This window comes from Moorena sp. SIO3I8 (genome assembly GCF_010692325.1).
GTDB lineage: Bacteria > Cyanobacteriota > Cyanobacteriia > Cyanobacteriales > Coleofasciculaceae > Moorena.
The window spans coordinates 21,538-35,410 of sequence record NZ_JAAHHW010000028.1 but is presented as its reverse complement, the minus strand read 5'-3'; the positions used below and the strand labels follow the sequence as shown (position 1 = coordinate 35,410).

At 43.9% G+C, this 13,873-nt stretch carries 12 protein-coding genes; 3 read left to right on the top strand and 9 right to left on the bottom strand.

Translation table 11 applies throughout. The features are described from left to right. Positions 1–150: 150 nt before the first annotated feature. Positions 151–1,374 carry an LL-diaminopimelate aminotransferase gene (locus F6K51_RS13620; protein WP_293021014.1) on the bottom strand — a complete coding sequence of 408 codons (1,224 nt, stop codon included), beginning with the start codon at positions 1,372–1,374 and terminating at the stop codon, positions 151–153. A gap of 105 nt (positions 1,375–1,479) precedes the next feature. Between F6K51_RS13620 and tnpB the strand changes: the two genes are divergently transcribed. After that, on the top strand, positions 1,480–2,688 hold the full coding sequence (gene tnpB / locus F6K51_RS13615; protein WP_293021012.1) for an IS200/IS605 family element RNA-guided endonuclease TnpB: 1,209 nt from the start codon (positions 1,480–1,482) through the stop codon (positions 2,686–2,688). A 225-nt stretch (positions 2,689–2,913) separates the two neighbouring features. Here tnpB and F6K51_RS13610 read toward each other — a convergent pair whose 3' ends face one another. From F6K51_RS13610 to F6K51_RS13590, 5 genes are all read right to left on the bottom strand, one after another. Further along, positions 2,914–3,240 carry a thioredoxin domain-containing protein gene (locus tag F6K51_RS13610; RefSeq protein WP_070394815.1) on the bottom strand — a complete coding sequence of 109 codons (327 nt, stop codon included), beginning with the start codon at positions 3,238–3,240 and terminating at the stop codon, positions 2,914–2,916. A gap of 365 nt (positions 3,241–3,605) precedes the next feature. Beyond that, positions 3,606–3,959, bottom strand: a complete 354-nt coding sequence (locus tag F6K51_RS13605) for a DUF1257 domain-containing protein (protein ID WP_075902645.1) — start codon at positions 3,957–3,959, stop codon at positions 3,606–3,608. A gap of 155 nt (positions 3,960–4,114) precedes the next feature. Beyond that, positions 4,115–5,641: an AAA family ATPase gene (locus F6K51_RS13600; protein ID WP_293021007.1), complete on the bottom strand. Its 1,527-nt coding sequence runs from the start codon at positions 5,639–5,641 to the stop codon at positions 4,115–4,117. Between the two features lie 117 nt (positions 5,642–5,758). Beyond that, positions 5,759–6,106, bottom strand: a complete 348-nt coding sequence (locus F6K51_RS13595; RefSeq protein WP_075902649.1) for a hypothetical protein — start codon at positions 6,104–6,106, stop codon at positions 5,759–5,761. 676 nt (positions 6,107–6,782) lie between these two features. Further along, the gene (locus F6K51_RS13590; protein ID WP_293021005.1) at positions 6,783–7,517 is read right to left on the bottom strand and encodes a DUF2993 domain-containing protein; all 735 of its coding nucleotides are present in this window, start codon (positions 7,515–7,517) and stop codon (positions 6,783–6,785) included. Positions 7,518–7,679: 162 nt separating this feature from the next. Between F6K51_RS13590 and F6K51_RS13585 the strand changes: the two genes are divergently transcribed. Together F6K51_RS13585 and F6K51_RS13580 are read left to right on the top strand one after the other, a co-directional pair. Further along, complete coding sequence (locus F6K51_RS13585; protein WP_365939959.1) at positions 7,680–8,435, top strand: pseudouridine synthase; 756 nt, start codon at positions 7,680–7,682, stop codon at positions 8,433–8,435. Between the two features lie 31 nt (positions 8,436–8,466). Continuing rightward, positions 8,467–9,255: a RodZ domain-containing protein gene (locus F6K51_RS13580; RefSeq protein WP_293021004.1), complete on the top strand. Its 789-nt coding sequence runs from the start codon at positions 8,467–8,469 to the stop codon at positions 9,253–9,255. A 426-nt stretch (positions 9,256–9,681) separates the two neighbouring features. On the opposite strand, the gene malQ is transcribed toward F6K51_RS13580, so the two are convergent. The 3 genes from malQ to F6K51_RS13565 all read right to left on the bottom strand — a co-directional run bounded on the left by malQ (position 9,682) and on the right by F6K51_RS13565 (position 13,810). Continuing rightward, the gene (gene malQ / locus F6K51_RS13575) at positions 9,682–11,196 is read right to left on the bottom strand and encodes a 4-alpha-glucanotransferase (protein ID WP_293021003.1); all 1,515 of its coding nucleotides are present in this window, start codon (positions 11,194–11,196) and stop codon (positions 9,682–9,684) included. A gap of 73 nt (positions 11,197–11,269) precedes the next feature. Then, on the bottom strand, positions 11,270–11,407 hold the full coding sequence (locus tag F6K51_RS13570) for a hypothetical protein (protein ID WP_293021001.1): 138 nt from the start codon (positions 11,405–11,407) through the stop codon (positions 11,270–11,272). 45 nt (positions 11,408–11,452) lie between these two features. Then, on the bottom strand, positions 11,453–13,810 hold the full coding sequence (locus tag F6K51_RS13565; RefSeq protein WP_293020999.1) for an NACHT domain-containing NTPase: 2,358 nt from the start codon (positions 13,808–13,810) through the stop codon (positions 11,453–11,455). Between the last annotated feature and the right edge of the window lie 63 nt (positions 13,811–13,873).

Sequence of the window (13,873 nt, the reverse complement as noted above, 5' to 3'; positions counted from 1 at the left end):
GCTGCGGATGGTTTACACCAACCACGATACAGGTTAACTCACCCCGTCAAACCGCTGCAAAAGCCTATATCCGTCATGCCAGCCTCTTACGGTTTCTTAACACCTTGCCCTAATCCTTAACATTAATTCGACAGAGTAAAATGGTGCTTATTAATGAGATTTCAAAAATTCTGAAATTCTCTCCACTGCCCTTTCTAAAACCTCTGGTTCCTGTACTAAGGCAAAACGCACATAGCCTTCACCAGCCTTGCCAAAACCAGCTCCTGGAGAAACAGCCACCCCAGTGGCTTCTACCAAGCTAGTACAAAATTTTACTGAGTTCCCTGCCCAAGGTTCTGGCAATTTTGCCCAGACATACATAGTGGCTAGTGGCACTGGCACTGACCAACCAATGCGGTTTAAAGCATGGACAAAGGTATCCCGCCGCTGTTGATAGGTGGTGACTACAGGTTTAACAATGTCTTGAGAACCATTCAACGCTGCGATCGCACCATTGAGAATCCCCCTGTATTGGTTAAAGTCAATTGCCGCTTTCACCTGCCGCAACGCTCGAATCAATTGAGCATTACCGATAGCATAGCCAATCCGGAAGCCTCCCATATTGTAAGACTTGGAAAAGCTAAAAAACTCAATCGATACAGTCTTCTCTGGGTCTGCTTGCAAAACCGAGGGAGCAACAGAGTTGGGATTGAGGGTTTCTGGGATTTTCCCGATCTGCTCGCCATTGCCTCTGGTATCTTCAAAAACGATATCAACGTAGGGAAAATCGTGAACTAATACCAGGTTATGGCACTTACAAAACGCCACTGCTTCCTCAAAAAAAGACAAGGATGCGATCGCAGTAGTGGGATTATGGGGATAACTCAACACCATCATCCGTGCTTGAGCTAGCACTGCCTGAGGGATATCCTCAAATACAGGCAAAAAATTGTTTTCTGCCAATAGGGGCATGGGATAAATCTGACCACTGGCTAGGTGGACACCACCGGCATGGGAAGGATAGCCTGGGTCTTGTAGCAGAGCAAAATCCCCTGGATTAAGCACAGCTAAAGGTAAATGAGCTGTGCCTTCCTGAGAACCAATCAGTTGTAGCACCTCAGTTTCTGGGTCAACCGGAATACCAAATCGTTTAGTATACCAGCTAGCAGCTGCCTGACGAAAAGCTTTAGTACCATGAAACAGCAAGTAACCGTGAGTGCTAGGCTCATACAACGAGGCTTCAATCGCAGCACACACATGCTTGGGAGCTGGTAAATCGGAAGACCCTAATGATAGGTCAATGATTTCTTTCCCAGCAGCTGCCAACGCTTTGGCCTGATCCATATCGGCAAATACATTTGCTTGCAGGGGTTGTAAACGTTGGGCAAACTGCATTTTAAAAATTCTCCGGGAAATTCCCCCACCGCCGCGTAGCAGGTGGGGGATGGATAGCGAGCATGGTTTGTGGTACAATTATATTAGAATTCCTCAATTGTAATAGTGCTCAAGGCATACAAGTTCAGACTATACCCAGACAACAGTCAGCACATCGCTTTAGCTCGTAGCTTTGGCTGTGCTAGATGGTTTTGGAATTATGCTCTTACTTTGTGTCAACAAACCTATCAAGATACGGGAAAAAGCTTATCCAGAGCAGCAATACAGGGACTGTTACCGGGTCTCAAAAAAGAGTACGAATGGCTCAAAGATTGCTATTCTCAATGTCTTCAGTTTGTAGCCAATAACTTATCAACCGCGTTCAAAAACTTCTTTGATAAACGAGCTAAATACCCTCGATTCAAATCAAAGAAGGGAAGGCAAACAGTGACTTATCCTCAACATTTCCACATTGAGGGAGATTACCTGAAGCTTCCAGGAAAAGTGGGTAAAGTTTACTGCCGTCAGCATCGTCCCATTGAAGGAGAATTGAGATCGGTAACAGTCTCCATGAATCCAGATGGTAAGTACTTTGCCTCAATTCTAGTTGAGGATGGAATTGAACCTCAACAACCTAACAGCCTTGGCCTTGCTATAGGTATTGATTTAGGATTGACTCATTTTGCGGTCACTAGTGAGGGTGAGAAGTATGATAATCCTAGACATATTGCTCAACACGCCAAGAATTTGAAGCGTAAGCAACAAAGTTTATCTAGGAAACAAAAAGGTAGCAAAAACCGAAACAAAGCCAGAATAAAGGTAGCCAAAGTTCAAGGTTTTATTGCCAGATGTAGAGAGGATTTTCTGCACAAACTATCCCGCAAGATAGTTAACGAAAACCAAGTTATTGTGGTGGAAAATCTCAATGTTAAAGGCATGGTTAAAAATCCTAATTTGGCTAAAGCCATTAGTGATTGTGGCTGGGGAATGTTCACAACAATGCTCACCTACAAAGCTGAATGGGCAGGGAAAATCTACGTTGAAATTGACAGATGGTTTCCATCATCGAAGCTTTGTCATGTTTGTGATCATCAACAGGTCGAGATGGACTTGTCTGTTAGAAATTGGACTTGTCCTTTTTGTGGCACTCACCATGATAGAGATATCAATGCTGCTATCAATATTAGAAATCAAGGCTTGCGGATATTGGAGTTAGGAACTAGCTCTACTGCCCTTGGAGGGGACGTAAGACAACCTGGGAAAACTTCTGTTGTCTCAGATGCAGTCCCCCATGAATTGGGAAGCCCCCGATTACGCGCAGCGTGTCGGGGGTAGTTCACTCTTAGTCTTTTTCTTTTGTCTATTCAGAGCTGATTCGTAAACTCGCTGTAATCTTTGTAGGATAAGGCTTGCGCTAAAATAGAACAATTGAACTATTTAATACCCAAAAGACAATCATAGCAATGCTTTCAGACTTCTTAAGATTTCCTTTACAAATCAGCTCTCATGCACGAGACTTTCCCATCTGCGCTGGCATTGCTCCCATTGCCCCTTACTGTCCTAATTTAAATTCTCATCCAGCATAGTTTTCAATTGAGCTTTGGTAATTGCTCCCTCATGGGATTTGGCCAGCTCACCATTTTTAAACAGTCTTAGAGCAGGGACACCCTCTACCTTGCACTTGGCAACGGCATCTTGATGTTGGTCTACTTCCATCTTAATGACTTTTAAGCGATCGCTATAATTTTTAGCAACCCAGTCCACTGATGGCGATACTAAGCGGCATGGTCCACACCAAGTTGCCCAGAAGTATACCAGTACTGGCTGCTGGGCTTTTAAAACTTCAATTTCAAAATCTTTATCTTCGATTGTAATCACATTACTCACAACGGTATCCCCTCAAAAGACTAGATTAGACTGCATTGACATAATCTATATATTAATTGCTTGAACTTCCCCCCAGCTCAAGCATGGGGGATTATAAACAATTGTTACGAGATGGGCGTCGAGCCGCATCTGGACACGTTGAGTATAGAATATTTTACTATGACTGAAAACATCATACCGTTTGCACCAGATCAAAACTCCCTTGTCAAGGAAGTTTAAATCAAGCCGTCGGAGTTCTCAGCCTTTATGGTTTATCGGCTTTTCTAAAATCGAAATTTATACAATTGCACAAAAATTTGCACAAAAAAACGGGTTAACCCGCTATACAATTGGTCAACCCGTGAGCTTGGGAACGCCTAAATGGACTACTTTTGTAGCACCAACTTAACGTTGGCATTGTTTAGCCCACGCTGCTTGACTTCTGCCAAGGTCTTGTTAACGGCATACTTCTGGTTGATGGAGTTGATCAACTCGGTTTGGTTGTGCTTCTTAGCCACACCCCAAAGGTCAGCAATCAGGTCAAAGGTGCCATCACTGTTGCGAGACCAACCTAGATCATATTCGCCTTCGAGAACGGCAACCAAGTCAGCGCGAACTCGTTGACCATTGTAGCCGCGAACATCAGCTTCTGTCTTAACATTGATTCCCAGGTCACACAGGGAAGTCTTCAGGATTTCGGCATCGGAGATTTTAGTGCGCAGAGTGCTAAAGTGAGACATGTGGATTTCCTCCAGAAAAGGTATCAGAGAAACGACAACGTAGCATTTTACTTTTATTGCTAGCCGCCCTCAACAATTACAAGCGGCTACTTATCAAACTGCTAGCAATGATGTTTTGCTAGCCTTTACTCCTGTTGGGAGCAGGAGAAAGCCTGTTAGAACTCCATACGCTGATATTCAGCTAGGGAGGATGCAGCAGGTCGCGCGCGTTGCCTAGCCCAGTCCCTCAGGGCTGCAACCTGCTCTGTCATCGTGCGCGATAGAGGCTGAGTTGATTTAATCGCGGCAATAATATCCAGTTGAGTAAACTCCCGGTCTTGAGCAAATGCCTCGTACATGGCTGCCACCATAGCTTGCTCAATCTCAGCCCCAGAAAAACCTTCAGAAACCTTAGCTAACTGTTCAATGTCAAAGCGGTCAATATCTCCACGCCGCTTTTTCAGGTGAATTTCAAAGATTTGCTGGCGTTCTTGGGTGTTGGGTAAATCAACAAAAAATATCTCATCAAAACGACCTTTGCGCAGGAATTCTCCTGGTAGGCGCTCCACTCGGTTTGCTGTCGCCATCACAAAGACTGGTGAGGTTTTTTCTTGCATCCAGGTCAGGAAAGAACCAAATATCCGACTTGAAGTACCCCCATCAGAGTCAGAAGAACCGCTGCTACCAGCAAACGACTTATCAAGCTCATCTATGAAGAGAATAGCTGGAGAGATTGATTCTGCCGTCTTCAAAGCATTGCGTAGGTTAGCTTCCGAGCGCCCTACCATCGAGCCATCGTATACTCGCCCCATATCCAGGCGCAATAGTGGCAGACCCCATAAACGAGACGTAGTTTTGGCAATTAGAGATTTACCACAGCCAGGAACCCCTAGAATCAACATTCCCTTCGGTTGAGGCAAACCATATTCTCTCGCCCTCTCGGTAAAGGCATTAGAGCGCTGCTTCAGCCAACGCTTCAGTTCCTCTAACCCTCCTATAGAATCGAGGGTTTCATCTTCTTCGATATAATCTAGGATCCCGTTGCGGCGGATGATCTGCTTCTTCTCGGATAGAACAATATCGACTTCAGCTTCGGTGAGACGACCAGCTTTAACGTAGGCTTTGCGATAAACCTTCTCTGCTTCATCGCGGGTCAAGCCTAATGCTGCTTTGAGCAGCTTTTCCCTAGTTTCTGTAGTCGTTCGGCGAGTTTTACTCTGATCCAGTTGGTGGGATAGGACTTGGTTAAGTTCCTTAAGGTTTGGTAGGGGAAAGTCAAGCACAACCACTTCCTTTTCCAACTCAATAGGAATCTGCTGCACCGGGGACATTACGATGATAGACTTTTTAAGAGACTTCTTTGCTTCCTCCCTAAAGCTTGCCATCGCATCCCGCAACCATCGGGTAGTTGCTGGTGCATCTATAAAGGGATGTAAGTCCTTAAAGATGTATATACCAGGCTCTTTTTGTTGAATTACCCACTGAACTGCTGCCTCAGGAGAGACCGTATTGTGCTGAGTGGTGTGGCGTGATTGACCATACTCAACAATCCCGTGAGTGACGGTCCAAACGAAGACTCGTTGCTGTTGAGACTTCCTTTGAGCAATCATTGCTATTGCCCTCTCTGCCCGCTCCTCCTCGGGAGTCACGAGGTAGATTAGAGGATATTGAGCTTGAATGAGAACGTTTATCTCTTCTTGCATAACTCTACCTAATATTAGAGACGGCTTACAACTGCCCAAACATCTTCAACTGAACCACTGAGCTAACTAAGTGTGCTCTGCGAGTAGATTAATTTGTCTACCTTAACTTTGGCTACCTTAACAAGGAACCAATTCCTCTTCTCCGTGAGAATCGGTACTGGAGCATACTTTTGCTGTTACCTTTTCTACTGGGAGTTCTTCCGATATCACACCAGGTTGGTTTTTCAGAGCAACTAATTTTCCCTCTGAGAGAACCAAGTCACTAGAACACTCAGGACAGGGGTATACTTTATGGGTTTGTCCATATTGGTCTACCTCTTCAACCACATCTTGATGTTCTATGTAGAATATAATCGCCCTCTCAACCATAGCTGACATTGATTCAGAATCAACAGCCGCTTTAATTTTGAGCCGGCGGTGCAATCCTGGTGGAAGATAAAGAGTAACTTTTTGCTTGTCTTGCATATATTTTTTATATCGTTGTACCCGGGTATGTATTTAACCTTATCGGCTTCCTCTCTAGCTGTCAAGACATTTAGCTGGTATAACCGCAAAATTGTTACATTACTTAATAATATTACGGAAGGATGGATAAGGAATAGCATAAGGCGCGCCTGTAGTTGGCAACGTATGCAGCACGAAAAGGGAGCGATTGTGAAGCAAAAGACTTTCTCGACAGGGCTTACAGCTATGCAGCAAGGGAACAGGGGAGGCAGCGCCGACCTGCGGGGGTTTTCCCCGGAGACGAAACCTGATTACGTTGAGCCTTTATAGTTGATAGGCTATGCAGATGCATGGTTAAAACTTATTGATTAAGGCGAGCCTGTCTTACGGTAACTTCAAACCACTCGGGCTTTGCATGGCTGACAGGTGTGGACCCTTGCCTGGGCACACAGAACCCAAACCATCACCAACTGCATCCAGAGGCGCGACAATCACGCGAATTTAATTCGACAACTGTAAGCGCACCTAACAAAAGCTGTTATGGGTAGGTTTTTTCCTTAAGGATGGAAAGGATGGTTTTATTACAGGTAATGACGCCTTAATGACATAATTATGAATTATATAGCCACAATATAAACGCGCTTAAGCTAATTAAAAACAGCTAAAAGTATCATAAATAACGATTAAGGACTAACGACTAAGGCATTACCTTCAATCCTCCACGACATATCAGTTGTCCAGTTGTGAGGGTAAGTTCCTGAAGCTCCACCTCTGGTCCTAAATTTATTAGAAACCCATCTAAGCTAATAGGGGGGGCATCAGGGTCTATCTGAACTTGTAAGGGGTTCAGTTCGAGTTGGTTGGGGGTCGCCAGTTGGATACCAGCACGAATTACTATCAGCTGGCTAGCAACATCAGGATTAGTTGAAATGCCTCTTAAGGTCAGCTGTCCTATATTGATATTAATCTTTTGCCAGCGTATTTGTGGCTGTTTTGGGTCGTTACCGGGTTTAATGATATCATCTGATTTGAGGAATGTATATAATAACTCCGTCAAAGCGTTAGATAACAAGGGTGCTTCAAGAGATGATTGCAGGTCTGGTTCTAGGAGTAATAGGTGACCCACTACGGGAACTGGTTCTAAAAGACGTAGGGGTTTACCCTTAATTATCTGACCCAGGTTGAGTCTAATATTACTGCCTTCGAGCTGAATTTGGCTTAGATGCAGTCCTTGATAAACTGCTTGGTTGGCAGCAAGGGCAACCTGAGGAATGTAACCAGTCAGGATTTGGCGATCGCATCCCACAATGTTTAGTTGCAATGTAGCAACTTCCTCTACTTGCGATCGCAGCCACAGCCGTAGCGCTGGGGAAATAACTTTGCTGATAATCTGACTTGGCTTTTGCTTCGAGGTTTTGGGAGTTTTAACCAAAAGAACACCTTCTTGTACTATTTGTACATAGTATTTTTGTACATAGTATTTTGAAGTCGTTGTCTAATGGAAATCAACTCCTGGGCACACTATAAGCATAAGACAAACTAGATTCAGCATCACCATAGTCCAGAAGACAAAGCTAAAGCCAAATGTTGGGTCATGGAGGAAAGAGTACAAAAAATTCTTTCACAGTGGGGTATTGCGTCACGGCGTCGAGCCGAGAAGATGATAGCCGCAGGACAAGTGCGCCTAAATGGTACGACTGTACATTTGGGGCAGAAAGCTGATCCAGAAACAGATGTAATCGAAGTGGATGGCAAACCGATCAACCCCTATCACCGACCTCAATCTATCTACCTTTTACTGAACAAGCCTGCTGGAGTAGTTTCCACTTGCCGAGATTCCCGTAATCGTCCGACAGTAATTGACTTATTACCGGATAAACTAACCAAGGGTCAGGGGATTCATCCTGTAGGAAGGCTGGATGCCGATTCTACAGGTGCATTACTACTGACCAATGATGGTGAGCTAACATTTCGCCTGACCCATCCTAGTCATCACATACCTAAGACGTATCAGGTTTGGGTACGGGGTAATCCCCCAGAATCGGTACTGCAAACTTGGCGTGAAGGTGTTAATCTGCTGGGTAAAAAAACGTTACCCGCTCAAGTTCGTGTACTTAAGCGTAAGGGTCAATCCACACTTTTGGAGGTAGTCTTAACGGAAGGTAGAAACCGACAGATCCGTCGTGTTGCTCAACTCCTAAGCTATCCAGTGATTCATCTACATCGTACTGCTATTGGCCCGATTAAATTAAATCTACCAGGAGAGCAAATTCTTCCTTGTGGTGACTACCGTGCCTTGAATGATGTAGAGGTGAGTTTTATTACCAGTAAATCCACCATTGTTCAGTAAAAATGCCAGCAGATGTCGAGGAGTACCGTGTATGAATGAAAACAAAGTCCCGTTGCAGCAACAACAAGAGAAGAAGCTGGCAGAAATGGGTTCATATCTGTGTCAGTTACGTACTCAACAGTGTAAAACCATTGAGGAAATTGCCGCTTGCACCCGAATTAATGCACGATTTTTGAGGGCAATAGAGCAAGGCAAGCTAGACCAATTACCAGAACCTGTGTATGTTCAAGGGTTTATCAAGCACTTTGGGGATGCACTAGGCTTAAATGGAGACGAGTTTGCCAAGGCTTTTCCCACTGGGGTAACTGTAAAAAGGTCAAAACTTTCCTGGGGTAACAGTAGGGTTCCTCAACTGCGACCGTTTCATCTTTATTTGTTCTACATTTGCTTGGTTATTAGTTCAGTGAGTGGCTTATCTGTCCTAATCAACCCTTCTAAGCCACAAATAACTGATAAGGAACCAAACTCGTCTCCAGCTCAATTGTTACCGACACCCGGTAATTTAGATCAAACTAACTCCCAAGCGCAGTTAGCCTTAACCAAGATACCGTCGGGTCCAAATAAGCCAGTTCAGGTGGATATCACTCTCAAAGGTAGATCTTGGCTTCTGATCGTGGCAGATGGGAAGAAAGAATATGAAGGCATCCTAGAAGAAGGAACCCAGAAGACTTGGGTTGCTAACGAAAAACTATTTGTTAAAGCTGGCGATGCTGGGAATGTAATTGTTGAGTTCAATAACCAACAGGCAAAGCAGATGGGGGCTCCTGGTGCAGTAGAAGCATTAACCTTTGCCGCTAAACCTAGACCCTCTCTCCAGTAGTCAAGCTTTCTAGGGGAAAAGGATTAAACTAATCAATATTAAACATTAAAAAAGCAGATAATTGGGAGCAAAAACCTATAGATTTTAATAAAAAAATCACAACCTATATTATTTCAAATTCAAAATATATGTATGAAAACCAATGCTGATTGACCATAACACCAAACAATTGTCGGCTCTCTTTCCTAATGTTACCTGTTAACTTTGTTAATCAATTAAAGTTGAACATATCAACTTAAAATACTATAGCAACGACTTAACTTATATAAAGCCCAGTTAATCCCTTGTATATAATAGGATTGTGATTTGACGATTGTAAATTAATAATTAACATTTGTCAAATTATAAACAACCAATAATGACTTAAGTAGGATTAATCTTAATAGGATTAATTGTTAAAACTATTCGAATATAATATGACTAGGCTTAATAGTCAGAACTGACGGGAGCACGACCGTAAGTGTGAGTGAGGATTTTGAGGCGATTAGCCAATTCTTCACTCAACGCATTCGGTCGATAGCGCCATTGCCAGTTACCTTCCACGGTACTGGGAAAATTCATTCGAGCATCTGTGTCCAGACCTAAAATATCTTGCACAGGAATAATCGCTTGGTTGGCAATACTACTGAGCGCTAATCGGATTAAATCCCAATGGATGCCTTCTTCGCTAACTGGTCCACAGTAATTAATTATAATCTGCTTATCTTCAGCAGAGAGTTTTTTAAACCAACCTACTGTTGTGTCATTATCATGGGTACCAGTGTAAACCACACAGTTGCGGACATAGTTAAACGGTAAGTAAGGGTTACTTGATCCCCCACTAAAGGCAAACTGTAAAATTTTCATACCAGGAAACTGGAACCGTGAGCGTAATGCTTCTACTTCTGGAGTGATGATCCCTAAATCTTCGGCAATAATTGGCAAATTTCCCAACTTGTCTTGGAGTACTTCAAAAAATTCTTTTCCTGGTGCCTTAACCCATTCTCCAGTGATGGCAGTTGTTTCTCCTTGCTTGACTTGCCAGTAGGCTTCAAATCCCCGGAAATGGTCAATCCGCACAATGTCTACATACTCCAAGATGGTTTGGAAGCGTTGTATCCACCATCGGAAGTTATCTGCCTCTAACTGTTTCCAGTTGTATACTGGATTACCCCACAACTGACCTGTGGCACTGAAATAGTCCGGAGGCACCCCAGCCATGAGTGTGGGTTCGCCAGTTTCGTGATCAATGGCAAAGATTTCCCGATGAGCCCAGACATCAGCACTATCGTGAGCCACATAAATTGGAATATCACCAATAATCTGGATCTGGTGATGGTTGGCGTACTGTTTGAGAGCTGACCACTGGCAGAAAAACTCAAACTGTAGGTATTTGTAGAAATAAATTTCATCCTGCAATTTCTGCCGCCAATACTCAACTGCTTTGGGTTGAGCCATAGCAATGTCTGGTTCCCAAGTATGCCAGCTACTCTGGTCAAACCCATCACGAACAGCCATAAATAAAGCATAGTCTTCCAACCAGCTGGCTTTTGCTTGACAAAATTCTGTAAATTTCTGGTGCTGTTGGGGTGAGGCGTTGGCACGGAAGCGATCGCAAGCTTTGTAAAACAGGGGCATCTTGGTTTGAATTACCTGATCATAATCCACTGAGTCAAGGGGAAACTCTGGTAGATTGGCAAAGTCTTCATCCAACAGCCGTCCCTGCTTTTGCAATTGTTCTGGGCTAATGAGCAGGGGATTGCCTGCCATGGCTGAGTAAGAGTCATAGGGAGAGTTACCATACCCAATCGGACCAAGGGGCAATATTTGCCAGTATTGCTGGGCGCTTTGTGCCAAAAATTCAATGAATTGATAAGCCTGTAAACCTAAGTCACCAATACCAAAGGGACTAGGTAGGGATGTCGGATGGAGCAAAAGACCACTAGATCTCGGAAAAGGCATAAAAAAGCAATCAACAATAGTAAGTAAGCCTGACGACATTATCACCGTAGCACGGGTCAAAAAGGCTTAAGGGTTAAGGGTTGAACGCGCACGCGTGGCCATTCGCGTAGCGTGGCCCATTCGCGTAGCGTGGCCTTTTGGCCAAGGCCAAGGCCAAGGTTGTTCGCCCCGTATTCGGTTTAGGGTAGGTTAAAGCTTGAAGGGGTGACAACCTACTTGTCACCCCTTCAGGTCAACATCGACCGTGAGGGATCAATTACGAGTGGCACAGGGGCAACAACAACGTATCTTCTATTTCTTTGCGCACCGTCAGACTCAGCTGACAATTACTATTGAGGCACTCTACTAGCAAGTGATTAACACGACTATACTGCTCTAACCAATCTTGGGATGTCTTGGTCAAATGCCATTGGTGACCAATATTGCGATGCTCTATCATCAAGGCTCTTAATTGTGATACCCATTCCGCACCATGACTTTGCCACCATTCTTGAATACTATCTCGGTCGTCATCATCTAGGTCAGGTAGCTGATTTTTAAGCTTCTCTAGATAGTCTCCTATAGACTCAATCCCAGTCAGGTGATTCAAATCAAGGGCAAGGTAAAGAGCACTGAGTCGGTCGTAAACTAGTTCTGCTGTCATAGCTTGGGCAACAGCTAAAGCATGATCTAAAGCTAAATCTAGGGCAAGTTCACTACCCAACTCTCCTCCTAGTCTGTGATCAATAGCCAAAGCTAAGGCTTGATTCCGGGAAAGAGGATGGCTAGGAGGAAGGGCAAGGGTCATGTAAAAAGCACGGACTGCTGCTGGCTTGTAGGGAGTATAGATCTCGAGGGATTTGATCTCGATCCAGTTCAAGAACTTTGTCAAGTTATCATCTAAAGCCATAGCGCTTGGTGTCAGTTTGACTGAGTCAAGCACCATTTCTGAACAGACTAACCGATTAATCTGTTGCTTGATCAGCAACAATAGCTGATCAGCATCTGGCAACATTTGTGCTGTGAGTAAAAATACTTCCCGCCAACGTTTCTCCTGTAGGTGTTCGACTAGCTGTGACAAAGACATCCCAGTGCCGATCACAATCGCTCTGGCGGTAAAATACTCTTGAAATGTCAGATGCGAGAATGAGTAGATTCGTCTTGCCCGCTCTACCAATAGTCCATGCTGCACCTCAATAGATTTGAGTACTGCTAAGCTATCTAATTCTAGAGCTGCCTGGTTGCTTTGAGTTGCTGGTAATTTCCGTAAATAATCAGCAATTAATTGTTGCAGCCGAATTTCTTCAAAGAAATACTCCCCTTGCTCAAAGGTGATAACTGCTAATTGAGAAAGTAATTCTAGCTTGTGGGGCAAGGATAAATTACGATAAATATCATCTCGCTTAACACCCCGGGCTTCATCCCAGCGAATCAGTAGTAAGTCTAGTCCTTGCTGGTAAAGATCAGAGCGTTTTACAGGAAAGTCAGCTTTGGTTTGAAAAACCAGACAGGCTAGATTCAGCAAGACTGGTGTTGTTGCTAGTTCTCTAATTTGCTGATTTTCTGGCAGCTTCATCTGCTCGATAAACAGAGATGCTTTCTCCAAACCTGATTCTGGGTCATTCCTTGCTACCGCCACAAACCACTTTTTAGCAAAGTGTTGAATTTGTGCTGGTTTGAAGTCAGCAATCTCAACCTCAGTAAATCCCTGAAATCGATACTGTTGAGCTGCAATGCGACATGTGATAATCAGCTGATTTTTGTAATACTTTTCTGAAATCTTACGAATTTGTTGAATAACTTGATTACTGGCACTTTCCGGGACTTCATCCAAGCCATCCATTAAGATCAAGGCTCTGCCATAGCTGAGGATAGTTTCAATATCTTGTTCTGAAATACCACAACTTTGAAGCTCTTGATTAATGTAGTTAAATAGGCTGAAACTACATTCGATCATAGCATCCTCGGCAAAGTTTTTCAATCGAATCAACATCGGAACCCGATCCGATTGAAAATTTCCTTGATTGCACTGAATAGCCAGATATTGCAAAAAGGTGGTTTTCCCAGAGCCAGGTTTACCTAGCACCATCATTTTAGGATAGCGTTCTACCGCTTGCAGTCCTGGTATGCTTTCCCGGCGCACTTTGCCTATACCCAAGCGGTCAAATTCCTCCGCTGGGAAGCCTTGCAAATCGTCAATTTCCAACCATCGTTGACTAGTGATTTCTTCGAGAATATTCACATCCACGTAGATGTGATCTAAACTAACCGGTCGAGCAATATCTAATAGGCGTAGAGTGCCACACTGATTTTGAATTTTGTCATGGTAGTGCGATCGCACTTTGGTGACGATGGCATCAACTCTACTTTTGTCCTCAGCTGCTTTCTTTTCTGCATCTATCTGAGCATCTTCTGGTATAGCGACAATGTCTTCCATCTCCAAATCCAGATGAAAGCAGATTTCGCTAAAAACGCGGCGGTCAACGGGTTTACCGGCAAAAAACTTCCAAATCGGTTGGCGAGTTTCTATGCCGATTTCACCCGCAAAATATTCTTGTGTCCATCCCTTGCGTTCAAAAGCCTGTTTGGCTTTTTTGATGCCGTCTGGAGATGCCTGGAGAGATCGCTTTGCCATAGCTCAAGCTTAATTTACTGAAAAATCTTTCGACACTCATCTATAGATTTCCCGAAAAATAGG